At 56.2% G+C, this 17,567-nt stretch carries 17 protein-coding genes; 16 read left to right on the top strand and 1 reads right to left on the bottom strand.

Annotation, left to right across the window (positions count from 1 at the left end; all coding sequences use genetic code 11):
• Window positions 1–227: 227 nt before the first annotated feature.
• The 5 genes from RQ593_RS03560 to tuf all read left to right on the top strand — a co-directional run bounded on the left by RQ593_RS03560 (window position 228) and on the right by tuf (window position 7,386).
• Window positions 228–2,333 carry a neutral/alkaline non-lysosomal ceramidase N-terminal domain-containing protein gene (locus tag RQ593_RS03560; RefSeq protein ID WP_297605408.1) on the top strand — a complete coding sequence of 702 codons (2,106 nt, stop codon included), beginning with the start codon at window positions 228–230 and terminating at the stop codon, window positions 2,331–2,333.
• A 636-nt stretch (window positions 2,334–2,969) separates the two neighbouring features.
• A complete protein-coding gene (gene rpsL, locus RQ593_RS03555) occupies window positions 2,970–3,344 on the top strand; it encodes a 30S ribosomal protein S12 (RefSeq protein WP_005504939.1) in 375 nt (124 codons plus the stop codon).
• Window positions 3,344–3,814, top strand: a complete 471-nt coding sequence (gene rpsG, locus RQ593_RS03550) for a 30S ribosomal protein S7 (protein ID WP_005504941.1) — start codon at window positions 3,344–3,346, stop codon at window positions 3,812–3,814. The genes rpsL and rpsG overlap by 1 nt, the downstream gene beginning before the upstream one ends.
• Window positions 3,815–3,880: 66 nt before the next feature.
• Window positions 3,881–5,995 (top strand): elongation factor G, encoded by a 2,115-nt coding sequence (gene fusA / locus RQ593_RS03545; RefSeq protein ID WP_311449839.1) that lies wholly within the window; start codon window positions 3,881–3,883, stop codon window positions 5,993–5,995.
• Window positions 5,996–6,195: 200 nt separating this feature from the next.
• Window positions 6,196–7,386 (top strand): elongation factor Tu, encoded by a 1,191-nt coding sequence (gene tuf / locus RQ593_RS03540; RefSeq protein ID WP_005504946.1) that lies wholly within the window; start codon window positions 6,196–6,198, stop codon window positions 7,384–7,386.
• A 629-nt stretch (window positions 7,387–8,015) separates the two neighbouring features.
• On the opposite strand, the gene RQ593_RS03535 is transcribed toward tuf, so the two are convergent.
• On the bottom strand, window positions 8,016–11,345 hold the full coding sequence (locus tag RQ593_RS03535; RefSeq protein ID WP_311449838.1) for a Fe2+/Zn2+ uptake regulation protein: 3,330 nt from the start codon (window positions 11,343–11,345) through the stop codon (window positions 8,016–8,018).
• A 576-nt stretch (window positions 11,346–11,921) separates the two neighbouring features.
• On the opposite strand from RQ593_RS03535, the gene rpsJ reads away from it, so the two are divergent.
• The 11 genes from rpsJ to rpsQ are packed head-to-tail and all read left to right on the top strand — an operon-like array spanning window position 11,922 to window position 17,155.
• Complete coding sequence (rpsJ, locus tag RQ593_RS03530; protein ID WP_004005287.1) at window positions 11,922–12,230, top strand: 30S ribosomal protein S10; 309 nt, start codon at window positions 11,922–11,924, stop codon at window positions 12,228–12,230.
• A gap of 13 nt (window positions 12,231–12,243) precedes the next feature.
• Entirely contained in the window at window positions 12,244–12,900 is a 657-nt protein-coding gene (gene rplC / locus RQ593_RS03525) for a 50S ribosomal protein L3 (RefSeq protein ID WP_005504955.1), read from the top strand.
• A gap of 6 nt (window positions 12,901–12,906) precedes the next feature.
• On the top strand, window positions 12,907–13,524 hold the full coding sequence (rplD, locus tag RQ593_RS03520) for a 50S ribosomal protein L4 (protein ID WP_049347280.1): 618 nt from the start codon (window positions 12,907–12,909) through the stop codon (window positions 13,522–13,524).
• A complete protein-coding gene (gene rplW / locus RQ593_RS03515; RefSeq protein ID WP_005504959.1) occupies window positions 13,524–13,826 on the top strand; it encodes a 50S ribosomal protein L23 in 303 nt (100 codons plus the stop codon). The genes rplD and rplW overlap by 1 nt, the downstream gene beginning before the upstream one ends.
• Window positions 13,827–13,866: 40 nt before the next feature.
• Window positions 13,867–14,703 (top strand): 50S ribosomal protein L2, encoded by an 837-nt coding sequence (rplB, locus tag RQ593_RS03510; RefSeq protein ID WP_005504961.1) that lies wholly within the window; start codon window positions 13,867–13,869, stop codon window positions 14,701–14,703.
• A gap of 12 nt (window positions 14,704–14,715) precedes the next feature.
• On the top strand, window positions 14,716–14,997 hold the full coding sequence (gene rpsS, locus RQ593_RS03505; RefSeq protein ID WP_004005282.1) for a 30S ribosomal protein S19: 282 nt from the start codon (window positions 14,716–14,718) through the stop codon (window positions 14,995–14,997).
• A 60-nt stretch (window positions 14,998–15,057) separates the two neighbouring features.
• The gene (gene rplV, locus RQ593_RS03500) at window positions 15,058–15,423 is read left to right on the top strand and encodes a 50S ribosomal protein L22 (protein ID WP_311449276.1); all 366 of its coding nucleotides are present in this window, start codon (window positions 15,058–15,060) and stop codon (window positions 15,421–15,423) included.
• Window positions 15,424–16,221, top strand: a complete 798-nt coding sequence (gene rpsC / locus RQ593_RS03495) for a 30S ribosomal protein S3 (protein WP_049331911.1) — start codon at window positions 15,424–15,426, stop codon at window positions 16,219–16,221.
• Window positions 16,222–16,641 (top strand): 50S ribosomal protein L16, encoded by a 420-nt coding sequence (rplP, locus tag RQ593_RS03490; RefSeq protein ID WP_044150210.1) that lies wholly within the window; start codon window positions 16,222–16,224, stop codon window positions 16,639–16,641.
• A 5-nt stretch (window positions 16,642–16,646) separates the two neighbouring features.
• Window positions 16,647–16,886, top strand: a complete 240-nt coding sequence (rpmC, locus tag RQ593_RS03485; RefSeq protein WP_005504969.1) for a 50S ribosomal protein L29 — start codon at window positions 16,647–16,649, stop codon at window positions 16,884–16,886.
• Window positions 16,883–17,155 carry a 30S ribosomal protein S17 gene (gene rpsQ / locus RQ593_RS03480; protein ID WP_012903053.1) on the top strand — a complete coding sequence of 91 codons (273 nt, stop codon included), beginning with the start codon at window positions 16,883–16,885 and terminating at the stop codon, window positions 17,153–17,155. The genes rpmC and rpsQ overlap by 4 nt, the downstream gene beginning before the upstream one ends.
• The last annotated feature ends 412 nt before the right edge of the window (window positions 17,156–17,567 follow it).

Here is a 17,567-nt window from a genome sequence, read left to right as displayed (position 1 = left end):
TGTGAGACCCCTTGTAATTCGCCCTAATAATGCCATATATAGAATACTTGCTCGTTTTTCTTTGGGTTATATAAAGAATAAATATTCTATATTTAAATAATGCTAATTCAACTTGGAAAGCCCTTTGACTAGGTTCTATTCTTGAAAGCATGCATATCACTCCATTCTCTTCCGGACGGGTGACGAATCAGGGTACCCGACTGTCTTCCGGAGCATCTCGACCTCAGATGTCTGAACAGAATTCCTCCTTGTCTGCAGGGGAGCAAAAGCGCTCCTCTGTTTTTTCGCGTTTTAAGGCACCCACCCACTCTCTTGCTCGCATTGGTGCAGCATGCCTTATTGCGGCGTCCGCAATTCTTCCCGCCGGTCAGGTTGCAACCGCAGCCCCTGCTTCTCAGAGCGCTAGCGCTACCCCCTACCTGGTAGGTGCGGGTGCGGCGGATATTACCGGCGAGCCCGGTGAAGTCGGCTTCATGGGCTACGGCGACTCTTCCCAGAAGGGTAGCGGTGTGCATACTCGTCAGTACGCACGTGCTTTCATTGCGGTGGACCGCGCCTCGGGTAAGCGCAACCTCATCGTTGTGCTTGATACGCTGACCAGTTGGCAGTCGTTGCGTGATGAACTGGTGAAGCGCATCCGTGCAGAGTTTGGCTCCGCGTATGACGAGTCGAACATTATGATTACCGCGACTCACACTCACGCAACTCCGGGTGGTATTACGCACCAGAGTCTGTACAACATTACGACTCTGGGTTTCCATCAGGACACCTTCAACGCCCAGGTGGACGGTTCGCTGAAGGCAATCCGCCAGGCAACCAAGGATTTGGCTCCTGGTAACCTGACGATTTCTTCTTCGAAGCTGACCGGTGTTGGTGCTAACCGTTCCCGTGAGGCGTTTAATCTGGATTCTCCTGAGCTTCGTTCCAAGTTGCCTGGCGGTACCGATCCGACCAATATGACTCTGCGTTTGGAGCGTAACGGCAAGACTCGTGCGGTGCTGAACTGGTACGCGATTCACCCGACGTCTTTGACCTCGAAGAATACTCTGATTTCGAGCGATAACAAGGGGTATGCGGAGTACCTGCTGGAGACTCAGGATCACGGTGTTGACCGCAATGTTCCCGGTAGTGGCGATGGTTTCGTGGCGGCGTTTGCGAATGCTAATGCTGGTGACGTTTCCCCGAATACTTGGTTGAAGCCCGGCCAGGGGCCGACCAATGACCAGTTCAAGAACGTGAAGATTCAGGGTGAGAAGCAGGCTAACGCCGTGCGTTCTCAGCTGAAGAGCTCGGGTACTCCGGTTGGTAAGGGTCTGGATTCGCGCATTTCGTACTTCAACTTCTCGGGTATGAACGTGGATGCCAAGTACACCGGTAGCGGCCAGAATGAGCGCACCTGTCAGGGCTTCCTGGGTACTCCGTTCGGTGCGGGTTCCACTGAGGATGGCGGCGGCGGTTGGGCTGTCTATAAGGAAGGCTCGGGTCGCCCCTCTATTCTGGGTACTTTGGTGTTCACTCCGAGTGCGGCGCAGACGCGTTGTCAGCAGCCGAAGGGCATTCTCTTCTCTGCAAAAAATGGAACGATCATTCAGGAAAAGTATCCGGTGCAGATTATGCGCTTCGGTGACTACTATCTGCTGGGTATGCCCGGCGAGTTTACCGGTGCAGTAGGTGTGCAGTACCGCCAGGATGCTGCCAAGCTCTTCGGCGTTCCTGAATCGCACATCATTCTGCAGGGCTACACCAATGCCTACGACCACTACGTCACGACTCCTGAGGAATACGACTCGCAGCAGTACGAAGGCGGTGCGACCCTCTTTGGCCGTTACACCTCCAGTGCCTTCCGCCAGACTATTAACGTTGTTGGAACTTCCCTGAAGAACGGCACCCCTCTGGGTATCGGTGATCGTCCGAATGATCGTCGCCCGGTAGCTAGCCTGCAGGGTAAGGTCGTCTACGACACTCCGATGTTTGGTACGCGCTACGGTCAGGTGACCCAGCAGCCCCAGGATGCTATTGCCGGCCGTCAGGAGGTATCAGCACGTTTTGTGGGTGCGCACCCGAATAACAACATGCATCACGATGGTAGCTACTTCGTGATTGAGCGTCGTGTGGGTAATACCTGGAAGTACTACACCGCGGATAACAACCCGGACACCTTCTTTGAGTGGAAGCGCATTGGCGTGTCTGCGTCTCAGGTGACGGTGCGTTGGAACGTTCCGGCAAATACCCCTAAGGGCCAGTACCGCATCCGTTACTACGGCAATGCCAAGAAGAACTCGAAGACTATTACCCCGTTTGAGGGGCAGACTCGAGTCTTCCAGGTGGTGTAGTTCGGCAGTCGCTACGGTGAACCTATAACTGAATACTCTCTTGCGGGAGGTGGGTGCAGTTTTGCGCTCGCCTCCCGCAGTTGTTGAGGCCGTCAGGAATCATTGAGATGGTTCTTGGCGGCTTTCTGCTTTAAAGTGCGTCAAGAAGGTGGCGAGGGAGGAGTAAATCCCAACAATGTAATTTAAGTGAGGTAAATCATTGGGTTTAACCCCTTGGGCGGGGCATTAAAGCGAAGAATCCCAGATCTGGCGCTAGATTAAGTGGGATTTAACCTGTATAGTCTTATCCGAAGTACTTGAGCTCGGTGCACAAGGATCCACCCCCGGTGGGTTTACGCGGGATTATCCCGAGGGCACGGGCATGATGAATCAATGGCAGTATGGATACCGTCCTTTGGTGTTGCTTTTTGCTGACGCCTAAATGCCATTTTTAAGCGTGCCCAAAAACTTTTTCACCTCTGACGGTGAGGAATTTTAGCCCTGAGAACTCGCCGAGATGTCGAGGAACCTATAGAAACCAACCGGATATGCATCCGAGCGTTTCTGATAACCGAGAGCACCCATCCAACGTGATGGGGGCCAGTAAGTTTATACGGGCTTCTCTAACGAGAAACCTGATCAAGCAACGGAGAAAACGTGCCTACTATTCAGCAGCTGGTCCGCAAGGGCCGGACTCCCAAGGTCGTTAAGACCAAGGCGCCCGCACTGAAGGGCAACCCCATGAAGCGTGGCGTGTGCACCCGTGTGTACACCACCACCCCGAAGAAGCCGAACTCGGCACTGCGTAAGGTCGCTCGTGTCAAGCTCAACGGCGGCGTCGAGGTTACCGCATACATCCCCGGTGAGGGTCACAACCTGCAGGAGCACTCGATCGTGCTCGTTCGCGGTGGTCGTGTGAAGGACCTCCCCGGTGTTCGCTACAAGATCGTTCGTGGCGCTCTGGATACCCAGGGTGTTAAGGGCCGCGGCCAGGCTCGCTCCCGCTACGGCGCTAAGAAGGAGAAGAAGTAATGCCTCGTAAGGGTCCCGCTCCCAAGCGTCCCCTCGTAAACGATCCTGTTTACGGTTCTGCTCTGGTCACTCAGCTGATCAACAAGGTTCTGCTGGACGGCAAGAAGTCCGTCGCAGAGCGCATCGTCTACGGCGCCCTCGAGGGTGTCGAGAAGAAGACCGGTTCTGACCCGGTCGCAACCCTGAAGAAGGCAATGGACAACATCAAGCCTTCTCTCGAGGTTCGCTCCCGCCGCGTTGGCGGTGCAACCTACCAGGTTCCGGTTGAGGTTCGCCCCGGCCGTTCCACCGCTCTGGCTCTTCGCTGGCTCGTTGGCTTCTCGAAGCAGCGCCGCGAGAAGACCATGACTGAGCGTCTGATGAACGAGATCCTGGATGCGTCCAACGGTCTCGGTGCCGCTGTGAAGCGTCGCGAGGACACTCACAAGATGGCCGAGTCCAACAAGGCCTTCGCACACTACCGCTGGTAATTCTCCGTTTAGAGCCTGCCGGGTTTCCCGTCAGGCTTTCGGAGTATCTCATTTAGGGAGAAAAACGTGGCACATGATGTGTACACTGACCTGAACAAGGTCCGCAACATCGGTATTATGGCGCACATCGACGCCGGTAAGACCACTACCACTGAGCGCATCCTGTTCTACACCGGTATTAACCACAAGATCGGTGAGACTCACGATGGCGCGTCCACTATGGACTGGATGGCTCAGGAGCAGGAGCGAGGTATTACCATTACCTCCGCAGCAACCACCTGCTTCTGGAAGGACAACCAGATCAACATTATCGACACCCCCGGTCACGTCGACTTCACCGTTGAGGTTGAGCGCTCCCTGCGCGTCCTCGACGGCGCAGTTGCTGTGTTCGACGGCAAGGAAGGTGTTGAGCCCCAGTCTGAGACCGTTTGGCGCCAGGCTGACAAGTACGATGTCCCCCGTATCTGCTTCGTCAACAAGATGGACAAGATGGGTGCTGACTTCTACTTCACCGTTCAGACCATCATCGACCGTCTGGGTGCACGCCCGCTGGTTGTTCAGCTCCCCATCGGCGCTGAGAGCGACTTCCTCGGTGTTGTTGACCTGCTCGAAATGAAGGCATACGTCTGGCCTGGCGACGCCAAGGGTGACGTGACCATGGGTGCCTCCTACGAGGTTCAGGACATCCCCGCTGACCTGGTTGAGAAGGCTGAGCAGTACCGCGCTGAGCTGGTTGAGGCTGTTGCTGAGGCTAGCGAAGAGCTTATGGAGAAGTACCTCGAAGAGGGCGAGCTGTCCATCCCCGAGATCAAGGCTGGTATCCGTCAGCTCGTGATCGCAGGCGAGGCATTCCCCGTTCTCTGTGGTTCTGCATTCAAGAACCGTGGTGTTCAGCCCATGCTGGACGCTGTGATTGAGTACCTGCCCTCCCCGCTGGACGTTCCGGACGTTGTCGGCTCCAACCCCTCCAACGAGGAAGAGAAGCTGACCCGTAAGGCATCCGCTGACGAGCCCTTCGCAGCACTGGCATTCAAGGTTGCAGCTCACCCGTTCTACGGTCAGCTGACCTACACCCGCGTGTACTCCGGTGTTGCAGCTCAGGGCCAGCAGGTTCTGAACTCCACCAAGGGTAAGAAGGAGCGCATCGGTAAGCTCTTCCAGATGCACTCCAACAAGGAGAACCCTGTTGAGGAGATTACCGCAGGTCACATTTACGCTGCGATTGGTCTGAAGGACACCACCACTGGTGACACCCTGTGCGACCCCGCACACCCGATCGTTCTCGAGTCGATGACCTTCCCCGACCCCGTGATTTTCGTGGCTATCGAGCCCAAGACCAAGGGTGACCAGGAGAAGATGTCCACCGCTATCCAGAAGCTTTCCGCTGAGGACCCCACCTTCACCGTTTCGCTGAACGAAGAAACCGGTCAGACCGAAATTGGTGGTATGGGTGAGCTGCACCTGGACATCATCGTTGACCGTATGAAGCGTGAGTTCAAGGTTGAGGCTAACGTTGGTAAGCCTCAGGTTGCTTACCGCGAGACCATCAAGAAGGCAGTCGAGAAGGTCGACTACACCCACAAGAAGCAGACCGGTGGTTCCGGTCAGTTCGCAAAGGTGCAGGTCTCCTTCGAGCCCCTGCCCCTGGATGGCGAAGAGCTGTACCTGTTCGAGGACAAGGTCACCGGTGGCCGCGTTCCTCGCGAGTACATCCCCTCGGTCGACGCTGGTATCCAGGACGCTATGAAGTTCGGTGTCCTCGCTGGCTACCCGATGGTGGGCGTGAAGGCAACCCTGATCGACGGTGCTTACCACGACGTCGACTCCTCCGAAATGGCGTTCAAGATCGCTGGTTCGATGGTCTTCAAGGAAGGCGCTAAGCGCGCTAACCCGGTCCTGCTCGAGCCGCTGATGGACGTTGAGGTTCGTACCCCCGAGGAGTACATGGGCGACGTTATCGGCGACCTGAACTCCCGCCGTGGCCAGGTTCGTTCCATGGAGGACGCATCCGGCGTTAAGATCATCAAGGCTATTGTGCCCCTGACCGAAATGTTCGGTTACATTGGCGACCTGCGTGGCAAGACCCAGGGTCGTGCAGTGTTCTCGATGGCATTCGATAGCTACGGCGAGGTTCCCAAGAACGTCGCTGACGAGATCATTCAGAAGAGCCGCGGCGAGTAATTTCCGCGTCTTGTCCGTGGGCCACGGGCCAAAAACCTGTGGCCCACGCCAAAATTTTCAATTAAATCCATTATTGAGAGCATGAACAGTTTCATCTCTGCGGCGTAATCCGCTATTGTAGACGCTAGACCGTTTTATAACGGGATGCGCCGGAGCGAAGATCCGCGTGCATGTTTTCAATCGTTCTAGGAGGAACACTCTTGGCTAAGGCTAAGTTCGAGCGCTCCAAGCCTCACGTTAACGTCGGTACCATTGGTCACGTTGACCACGGTAAGACCACCCTGACCGCAGCAATCTCCAAGGTTCTGGCTGACAAGTACCCGGACCTGAACGAGAAGCGCGACTTCGGTATGATCGACTCCGCTCCCGAGGAGCGCCAGCGCGGTATTACCATTAACATTGCTCACATCGAGTACCAGACCGAGAAGCGCCACTACGCACACGTTGACGCTCCCGGCCACGCTGACTACGTCAAGAACATGATTACCGGTGCGGCTCAGATGGACGGCGCAATCCTCGTGGTTGCAGCTACCGACGGCCCCATGGCACAGACCCGCGAGCACGTTCTGCTCGCTCGCCAGGTTGGCGTCCCCACCCTGCTGGTTGCACTGAACAAGGCAGACATGGTTGACGACGAAGAGCTCCTCGACCTCGTCGAGATGGAGGTCCGTGACCTCCTCTCCTCGCAGGAGTTCGACGGCGACAACGCTCCCGTTGTTCGCGTTTCCGCACTGAAGGCTCTCGAAGGCGACCCCGAGTGGGTTGCTAAGGTCGAGGAGCTCATGGACGCAGTCGACACCTACATTCCGGACCCCGTGCGTGAGAAGGACAAGCCCTTCCTCATGCCCATCGAGGACGTCTTCACCATCACCGGTCGTGGCACCGTTGTTACCGGTCGTGCAGAGCGCGGTACCCTGAAGATCAACTCCGAGGTCGAGATCGTCGGTATCCGCCCGATCCAGAAGACCACCGTTACCGGTATCGAGATGTTCCACAAGCAGCTCGACGAAGCATGGGCAGGCGAGAACTGTGGTCTGCTGCTCCGTGGTCTGAAGCGTGACGATGTCGAGCGTGGTCAGGTTGTCGTGGAGCCGGGCTCCATCACCCCCCACACCGAGTTCGAGGCAAACGTCTACATCCTCTCCAAGGATGAGGGTGGCCGTCACAACCCCTTCTACTCCAACTACCGTCCTCAGTTCTACTTCCGTACCACTGACGTGACCGGCGTTATCACCCTCCCCGAGGGCACCGAGATGGTTATGCCCGGTGACAACACCGAGATGACCGTTACCCTGATCCAGGAAATCGCAATGGAAGAGGGCCTCGGCTTCGCTATCCGTGAGGGTGGCCGCACCGTTGGTTCGGGTCGCGTTACCAAGATCATCAAGTAATTGCCGTAAATTTACGACAATTCGCTAAAAATCTGCCGGAGGGGAGACTCTCCATCAGGTAGCGATACTCAAGGACCCCCGCATCTGCGGGGGTCCTTTTGTTATGCCCTTTTGCGGGTTGCTGAAGGCTCTGGCAAAGGAGAGAACGGCATTATCTGCTGGACTGTACGAAACCGCTCTGAGCGTTATCAGTTCGTCCTAGTAGCCGCTCAAGGCTTCTGAGGGGGTATGCGTGGCTGATAGTGGAGTTTACGGTGAATCTGTAACGGCAGGGAACACCCTCCCCGGCGGCGGTATGACATATCCGTACCCTCTAGCCGTAGATTCTGAACTCCTGGATATGGAAAGAAGCTGGATGTGGAAAGCCCTGGGGCAGGGGAGCAGAGGAACGACTGCCTACTCCGTTCAGAGATCTGCTGGCTCGGAGACAGAAGCTGGGTCATGCGGACCGGCTTACGGCGGGGGAGCGTCTAAAGACCCTGCAGATAGGAATATAAAATCTTCGGACAAAGAAAAACGGTTCCCAGCCCGAAGGCTGGGAACCGCAATTCGAATGACTGCCCCTCGGAAGGGACATAGGTAATCCTACTACAGAATGCCGTAGGAATAGAACCTATACGTGCTGATAGCTAGATGTTTTCCTCATGACGAGGCTCGTAGCCTTGCTGAGGAGCCGGGGGCTGCTGCATCTGGACATTGCTCTGAGGGTACATACCCGGCTGATTCTGAGACGGCGGGAAGTCCTCGAGCTGCTCAGAACCCTGGTGCGGAGCTACCACATCCTGCTTATTCTGTCGCGCCAGCAGACGCCAGATAACGCCGGCAATAAGCAAAATCGAGATGATTAGCAGGGTCAGCGGGTTCAGACCGTTGAGCAAAATTGCCAGGTCGAGGGTGACCAGAGCAGTTGCGATATAGGTCCAGACTCGGTCGAGCAGCAGAGCGCTCAGGAGAGTCAGGGCAATACCGAGTACCAACACCACGATATCCGGACCATCAGCGGGAACTGCCCACGTTACCAGGGTGAGGAACACCTGCAGACCCAAAGCCCAGTACAGAGGAGAATCCGATACCTGCGTATCTACAGGCCTCTTTGCGATGAAGTTCTTGAGAACCTTGGCTGCCACAACAGCCAGCAGAATCAGGAGAGCAACCTCAAGAATGACGCTCAGGGGGTTGGACTTCGAGTAATCAATGACCAGACGGGCGATGAAGAGGCTGAACGCCGTGGTGCAGACAATCGGCAGGTTCTTCGCCTTGGTGACAGATACGAAGGACAGAGCACCCAGACCCCAGAGAAGTGCGTTGAGCTCCACCTGCCTGGGCTCAAAAACCAACCCAACGAAGGTGTAGAATCCCAGCACCGCCAGAGCGGGAATCATCAGCAGCGTATTGACCGGTGCATAGATACCCTGGCTCAGGGGACGGCGAGACATGAAACGCGCGTAGGGGGCACCCAGCGGGCCGTGCATCGGCAAATCAACCATCGTATTACCGGCCGGAACAGCGATGCGAGGACGAACATTTGCCCTCACACCGAAGACCTCAACCGGGAGCGTGACCTTCAGAACGAACAGGGTGATGACGGCAATCAGAGCGTAGTAGCCCAGAAGAGTCATCTCCATTGTGCTTTCCCTCGTGTTGAAGAGATTCCACAGAGCACCGATGCAGAAAGTCGTGATGCTGATGGAGGCACCAATCTGCATGCGGGAGACCCTGAAGATAAGGGCAAGCACCCATACAGAGATGAAGATAGCAGGAGTTGCTACCGCGAACAGAAGATTATCAAAATCGCCAATGAAACGGCCTGCGCTCAGGACAGAACCGAGCGTGAAGAAAATCGCCGCCGCGTATGCTTCGTAGTTTCGCTTGGAGTACGCGTAGAGTAGCACGCTGCACAGAGCCTGAACCGCCAGCAGCGCAAGTACGAGGAAGTCTACGAGCGATTCCTTTATATTGCCGGTGATCGCGAGCAGAATGACCGACCAGCAGATGGGGAACCGCGCAACGGTGAGTAGCTCCGAACGAATCGAAGAGCCAACCGGCATAAAGAAACCAAGCGCACCATAAACGACGGTCAGGAGCGCCGGCAATGCTACAGCAATGTACTCCTTCTGCAAGTCGTACAGCAGGTAGTGTCGCGAGCCAATCGTCGCGATAAGCAGAGTCGCGTAGAACGCGATACGGACAAACATGACAAGCGTGGAGCGGAAGGAACCAACATCCGAAAGTCGTAGCGCGCGGGCCAGAATAAGAGCGCTCAGGACGCTCAAGAAGAGGACGGCACCCGAGAAGAGAGGGAAACCAACCCAGAATCGGCCATGTGCTCCGCCATCAGCATGGTTAGCTACGTACCCCACGAAGAGAGCAAAAACGCCCAAGAAGAGGTACGTCGACATCTCTACAAGACGGTAGCTTGCGTTCTGCGCTGCAACGCCCTGAGAGAGGACAAAAGTCAGTAGCGCAATAGCGGCGCAGACCAACGCAAACATCAAAAGTGACTCAGAAGTCTGCATCTCAGGAATGAGAGCGAGGAAGAGCTGAATCATACCAATGGCATAACCGATGTTGCTCAGTACCGCTCCAGCAGTACGTGCCTCGGGAGCCTTAGCAGTGACCAGATAGATGACTACAGCCGCGGCAAAGAAGAGGTAGAACGTTCCCTGGTTGCCAGGGGAAGCATACATGCCAATGACCGGGATGAGCGCTACAAAACTCATGAGCACCAGAGGCTGAATTGCCTTGCGGTACAGCAAGAAACTGACAATGCAGAGGACACCAATAACCCAGGGCGCGGGGAAGACACCTTGATTACCCTCTGCATAGGGAAGGAAAGTGCTCCAGCGCGTTGCGTAGGTAACGCTATCAGCGACGTGAGCAGTGTAGAAGGCATCAAGGAGAGCAAAGAAGGAGAAGAATACGCCGACGCATGCGTCAATTGCCGGCAACCACTCTATCTTGCGAGCGGGTTGGTGAAGAGCTTCCTTCGCCCAGGGGATAGCCGGGGTGCTTTGCACCTGCTCGGACTGTTCAGCGGCAGCAGGAGCGGAATCAGCAATAGTCTTCTGCAGACGAGGAATAAATACGTAGGCAGAAATCAGGTTAACAACCAGAACAGAGACGAAGAAGATACTGGGGAACCACGGGCCGTGATCCGAGTCCATGATGAAGGAGAGAATGGATGCAATCGGGTAGATGCGTGCCTGGGCGTAGTAATCCGCCGTGCCGTTCAGCCAGGTGAACAGAATGGCGTGCACAGACATGACCGCAAAGGCAATACCTGCATCCGTGTAGCTCAGATCGTTGGTAAAGAAGAAAATGGCGACGGCAGTAGCCGGGACGAAAATACGGGAAGAATCAACAAGACCTTCGCGGATACCCTTCGGGGCAGCATTCGGGGCAAAGTGCAGAATCAAACCCAGAACAGTGGCAACGGCAGTCAGAGAAACGAAATACCAAACGAAAGGCAGAGCCGCCACCTTCGTAGCTGCCAACGAGTCCGAAACGATGAACGAAATCAGCAGGTACGCCATCACACGGTTACGCATGAGGGCGCAGGCTCCAACAATAGCTGCAGTGCCAACCAGAGACGTGAGGAGCCAGATGTAGCGTCCTTCAGTCCAAATCTTGAGGACATAGATAGCAACGCCGGTCAGAGGAATAAACGCAAGACCCGTTGCTGCAAAAGAGTAGGAGGCAATACGCAGGCGCTCTACGAAACGGTAGGTGAGCAGACCGGCTCCGTAGAAGACAATTGCTCCAAGCGCCATTGCGAGGACACGGAAGATAGCCGTTTCATCCTGAGAAGAAGTCACCGAGGTGACAAAAAGACCTGCAGCGCCGATGAGCAGGAGCGAGCCGATGTACAGAACAATATTGAGGAAGATATCCTCATTGACCCGGCGTCGCTGCGCAGGAGGCTGAGGATACGGACTCGATAGGGACGGGGGAACGTACAAGCCGAGACCTTGCGGCTGAGCATACTGAGGGCTCTGAGACGAAGAGTGAGAGCTAGAGGATGCCTGATGAGGTTGTGTCGGCTGAGACATGGTTTCTCCTTAGGCTGTAGTGATACTTCTACGATACGAGAGTCTTTAGGCCTAAAAGCTTTATTAAGAGCAATAAAGCGCATGGAACTTACTGAAAGTAGATTGAAAGCTCCCTGAGAGTTACATCGCGGGAGTATCCTCAGGTTGACAGCAACAGTTAAGTGTTCTTAAGCACTTAACTTGTGTTCGTATTGCATCAGGGCTCTAACTCTGAGAGAATTGACGACGTTGTCAAAGCGTCTACCTGCACTAAAGGTAGGCCCACGTATGACCCGGTCCGAAGGATGACGGGACGAGTTTGTCTAGAAAATAGGCGACACGCCCGAGTTCGGGGGTCGGTACTCAGGCGGGGTGAGGAACCCGGCAAAGCCGGATTCAGTCCGTTCTGAGTGGCGCACGTGATGAATATATCGCGTTCCTTAAGCGCTATAACAAAGGGGCAAAAGCTCCGATACAGGGAATACATCAAGAAAGAGAGTCCGACAGATGGCGGGACAGAAAATCCGCATCCGTCTGAAGTCCTATGATCACGAGGTCATTGATTCTTCGGCACGGAAAATCGTCGAAACGGTCAAGGGTGCAGGCGCAACTGTAGTTGGCCCCGTGCCGCTGCCGACCGAGAAGAACGTCTACTGTGTTATTCGTTCTCCCCACAAGTACAAGGACAGCCGCGAGCACTTCGAGATGCGTACGCACAAGCGTCTGATCGACGTTGTTGATCCGACCCCCAAGGCTGTTGATGCCCTCATGCGTCTCGACCTGCCGGCAGACGTAAACATCGAGATCAAGCTGTAGAGGATCGCATCTAATGACTAACAAATTCGAGCGCCAGGTGAAGGGCCTGCTGGGCACCAAGCTCGGCATGACCCAGGTCTGGGACGAGGACGGCAAGTTCGTGCCCGTCACCGTCGTCAAGGCTGATTCTAACGTTGTTACCCAGATCCGTAACCAGGAAACTGACGGCTACGAAGCTGTTCAGATCGGTTTCGGTGCAATCGACTCTCGCAAGGTTACCAAGCCCCTGGCTGGTCACTTCGAGAAGGCCGGTGTTACCCCCCGTCGCCACATCGTCGAGCTGCGTACCGCAGATGCTTCTGAGTATTCCCTCGGTCAGGAACTGACCGTTGAGCTCTTCGAAGCAGGCCAGAAGGTCGACGTCGTTGGTAAGACCAAGGGTAAGGGCTTCGCAGGTGTTATGAAGCGTCACGGCTTCAAGGGTGTTGGCGCGTCTCACGGTCAGCACAAGAACCACCGTAAGCCCGGTTCCATCGGTGGCGCATCCTACCCCGCACGCGTGTTCAAGGGTATGCGCATGGCTGGCCGTATGGGCGCAGCACGTCACACTACCTTGAACCTGACTATCCAGGGTGTGGACGCAGAGAACAATGTCCTGCTGATCAAGGGCGCAATCCCCGGTCCCAAGGGCGGCGTTGTTCTGGTTCGTACCGCTGTGAAGGGAGCCTAATACATCATGGCTGTTAAGACCCTTAAGGTAGACCTGCCCGCAGAGATTTTCGACGCGCAGGCATCCGTGCCCCTGCTGCACCAGGTTGTCATTGCACAGCTCGCTGCTGCACGCCAGGGCACCCACAAGACCAAGAACCGCGGCGAGGTTTCCGGTGCAGGCCGTAAGCCCTTCAAGCAGAAGGGTACCGGTAACGCACGTCAGGGCTCCATCCGTGCACCGCACATGACCGGCGGTGGCGTTGTTCACGGTCCGACCCCGCGTAACTACGCACAGCGCACCCCCAAGAAGATGATTGCCGCTGCACTGCGCGGTGCTCTCTCCGATCGCGCTCGTCACGACCGCGTCCACGTTGTCGAGAACTTCATCTCCGGTGAGACTCCCTCGACCAAGGCTGCAAAGGCTGCATTCGCAGCTATCACCGAGCGCAAGAACATCCTTCTTGTGATTGCTCGTGCAGAGGACGTTGTGGCTCTGTCCGCACGTAACCTGGAGAACGTCCACGTTCTGTACGCAGACCAGCTCAACACCTACGATGTGCTGGTTTCGGACGACGTGGTCTTCACCAAGGCAGCATTCGACGCATTCGTTGCTGCAGCTCAGAAGAAGGAGGGCGCTAAGTAATGAGCGTTTCCACCAAGTCTGTATACGACGTGATCATCGCTCCCGTCGTTTCCGAGAAGAGCTACGGTCAGCTCGACGAAGGTAAGTACACCTTCGAGGTCGCTACCGATTCCAACAAGCTGGAAATCAAGCAGGCCATCGAGAAGATCTTTGACGTCAAGGTTGCTTCCGTCAACACCATCAACCGTCAGGGCAAGCGCAAGCGCACCCGTTTCGGTTGGGGCGCTCGCAAGAACACCAAGCGTGCGATTGTGACCCTCAAGGAAGGCACCATCGACATCTTCGGCGGTCCGCAGGCATAAGCCCCGCGGAGACCACTTTAACGAAGGAAGAAATATCTAAATGGGTATTCGTAAGTACAAGCCGACGACCCCGGGTCGCCGCGGTTCGAGCGTTGCTGATTTCTCCGAGATCACCCGCTCCACCCCGGAAAAGTCCCTGCTTCGTCCGCTTCACAAGACCGGCGGCCGTAACAACACCGGTCGCATCACCACCCGTCACAAGGGTGGCGGCCACAAGCGCCAGTACCGTCTGATCGACTTCCGTCGTCACGACAAGGACGGCGTTAACGCACGCGTTGCACACATCGAGTACGATCCCAACCGTACCGCTCGCATCGCGCTGCTGCACTACTTCGATGGTTCCAAGCGCTACATCATCGCTCCGAACAAGCTCGCTCAGGGCGACATCGTCGAGTCCGGCCCCGCAGCTGACATCAAGCCCGGTAACAACCTGCCCCTGCGCAACATCCCCGTTGGTACCGTGATTCACTGTGTCGAGCTCCGTCCCGGTGGCGGCGCAAAGCTGGCTCGCTCCGCAGGTGCTTCTGTACAGCTGGTTGCTAAGGAAGGCAAGTACGGTCAGCTCCGTCTGCCCTCCGGTGAAATCCGCAACGTGGATGTTCGCTGCCGCGCAACCGTTGGTGAAGTTGGCAACGCTGAGCAGTCCAACATCAACTGGGGTAAGGCTGGCCGTAACCGCTGGAAGGGCATCCGCCCGACCGTCCGTGGTGTGGTCATGAACCCGGTTGACCACCCGCACGGTGGTGGTGAAGGTAAGACCTCCGGTGGTCGTCACCCGGTTAACCCCAACGGTAAGCCCGAGGGTCGTACCCGCCGTCCCAACAAGGAAAGCGACAAGCTCATCGTTCGTCGCCGTCGTACTGGCAAGAAGCGCTAAGGAGCCTGAAACATGCCTCGTAGTTTGAAGAAGGGCCCTTTCGTTGATCAGCACCTCTACCTGAAGGTTGCAGCTCAGAACGAGAAGGGCACCAAGAACGTAATCAAGACTTGGTCGCGTCGCTCGATGATTATCCCCGACATGCTCGGTCACACCATCGCAGTGTACGACGGTCGCAAGCACGTGCCGGTGTTCATCACCGAGTCGATGGTTGGTCACAAGCTCGGTGAGTTTGCTCCGACCCGCACTTTCCGCAGCCACGTGAAGGACGACCGTAAGGGCAAGCGTCGCTAATCGGTCCACACCGATAAGCTAACGTTTCCCTTTCGGCAATAGACGAAAGAGAGATAGGCAATGGAAGCCAAGGCATCAGCGCGTTATGTTCGCGTTACGCCTATGAAGGCCCGCCGTGTCGTCAACCTGATCCGTGGTAAGCAGGCGGAAGAGGCTCTGGCGATTCTGAAGTTCGCCCCCCAGGCAGCTTCGGAACCGGTATACAAGATCGTTGCTTCGGCAGTAGCTAACGCTCGTCAGAAGGCAACCCAGCAGGGTCTGCCCTTCCGCGAGGAAGAGCTGTTCATCAGCGAAGCATTCGTGAACGAGGGCCCGACCATGAAGCGCATTCAGCCCCGCGCTCAGGGTCGCGCATACCGAATCAACAAGCGCACCAGCCACATCACCGTGGTAGTTGCTACCCCGGAGAAGGAGGAGGACCGCTAAATGGGTCAGAAAATTCACCCGAACGGTTTCCGACTGGGCATCACCACTGACCACGTCTCCAAGTGGTTCGCTGATTCCAACAAGCCCGGCGAGCGTTACGCTGACTTCGTCCGCGAGGACGTAAAGATCCGCGAGCTGCTGGCAAAGAACCTGGATCGCGCAGGCGTTGCAAAGGTCGAGATCGAGCGTACCCGTGACCGCGTGCGTGTGGACATCCACACCGCTCGTCCCGGTATCGTGATTGGCCGCCGTGGCGCAGAAGCAGACCGCATCCGCGGCGAGCTCGAGAAGCTCACCGGCAAGCAGATTCAGCTGAACATCCTCGAGGTTGCTAACCCCGACCTCTCCGCTCAGCTGGTTGCACAGAGCATCGCAGAGCAGCTCGCATCGCGTGTTGCATTCCGCCGTGCCATGAAGAAGGCAATCCAGTCCGCACAGCGTGCAGGCGCAAAGGGTATTCGTATCCAGTGCTCCGGCCGCCTGGGTGGCGCTGAAATGTCCCGTTCCGAGTTCTACCGCGAGGGTCGTGTGCCCCTGCACACCCTGCGTGCGAACATCGACTACGGCTTCTTCGAGGCTAAGACCACCTTCGGTCGCATCGGCGTGAAGGTCTGGATCTACAAGGGCGACCTGACCGACAAGGAGCTGGCAGCTCAGCAGGCAGCAAACAACCGCCGTGGCAACCGCCGCGATGGTGACCGCCGCCGCCAGGGCAACCGTGGTCCTCGTCGCGAGCGCCGCAACGAGAACGCTTCGGCAAAGGTCGAGGCCAAGACTGCAGAGAACGGTGAGGCATAAATGCTTATTCCCCGTCGAGTAAAGTACCGCAAGCAGCACCACCCCAAGCGTAATGGTCTCGCAAAGGGCGGCACCGAGGTTAGCTTCGGTGAGTGGGGCATTCAGGCCCTGTCGCCCGCATACGTGACCAACCGCCAGATTGAGGCTGCACGTATCGCAATGACCCGTCACATCAAGCGTGGCGGTAAGGTCTGGATCAACATTTATCCCGACCGTCCGCTGACCAAGAAGCCCGCTGAAACCCGTATGGGTTCCGGTAAGGGTTCGCCCGAGTGGTGGGTCGCAAATGTCAAGCCGGGTCGAGTCATGTTTGAACTCTCCGGTGTGTCCGAAGAAGTGGCTCGCGAGGCAATGCGCCTGGCAATCCACAAGCTCCCGATGAAGGCACGTGTTGTGCGTCGCCGCGAAGGTGGTGAATAAGCGAGATGGCAGTAGGATCCAAGGACCTGAGCATCGATAAGCTCGCAGAGCTCTCCAACGAAGAGCTGGCTGCAAAGCTGAGCGAAGCGAAGAAGGAACTCTTCAACATCCGCTTCCAGGAAGTCACCGGTCAGGCTAACGCAGGTCGTCGCCGCACTATTAAGCGCGACATCGCACGTATCTACACCGTGCTGCGTGAGCGCGAGCTCGGTATTCGTCCCGCAACTGAAGGTGAGTCCAAGTGAGTGAAGTAAAGAACGAAGAGCGCGGCTACCGCAAGACCCGCCGCGGCTACGTTGTCTCCGACAAGATGGACAAGACCGTTGTCGTCGAGGTCGAGGACCACGTGAAGCACGCACTGTACGGCAAGGTCGTTCGCCGTAGCTCCAAGATCAAGGCACACGACGAGCAGAACACTGCTGGTATTGGTGACCTCGTTCTGATTGCAGAGACCCGTCCGCTGTCCGCTTCCAAGCGCTGGCGTATCGTGGAGATCATCGAGAAGGCTAAGTAAGCCCTCTAATGACTCTCTGCTAGAGCAATAAAAGGAGCCCTCTCCTACTTAGGTAGGAGAGGGCTCCTTTGCGTTTAACCTTTATCCGGGAGAACTCAGCGGGAAGTTCTGTGGGCTACAGAATCAACGATAGAAGTCATGAAATGCCGAATAAATATTTGTCATAAAACTTTTGAAGATGTCATACAGAAAAGTGGATACTTTTACCGGACAACGCTATCAAAGAGCCACGTAGCTTGAGCTGGAGGAAGAAATCCCCTTGTGGAGCGTGTATGCGGGGCTTTAGGGAGGATAGCGAGGGTGGCTAAAAGAGTCGTGAGAAGCGTGGGCGCTGATAAAAGCTGCTTGAAAATAACCTAATGAGGCACTTATTATCAACTTTATAATTGCTTAGTCTAGCCTTGCCTAATCC

It is taken from the genome of uncultured Rothia sp. (assembly GCF_963507905.1).
Taxonomy (GTDB): domain Bacteria; phylum Actinomycetota; class Actinomycetes; order Actinomycetales; family Micrococcaceae; genus Rothia.
The sequence above is the reverse complement of the archived record's forward strand: the minus strand, read 5'-3'. Positions and strand labels throughout refer to the sequence as shown.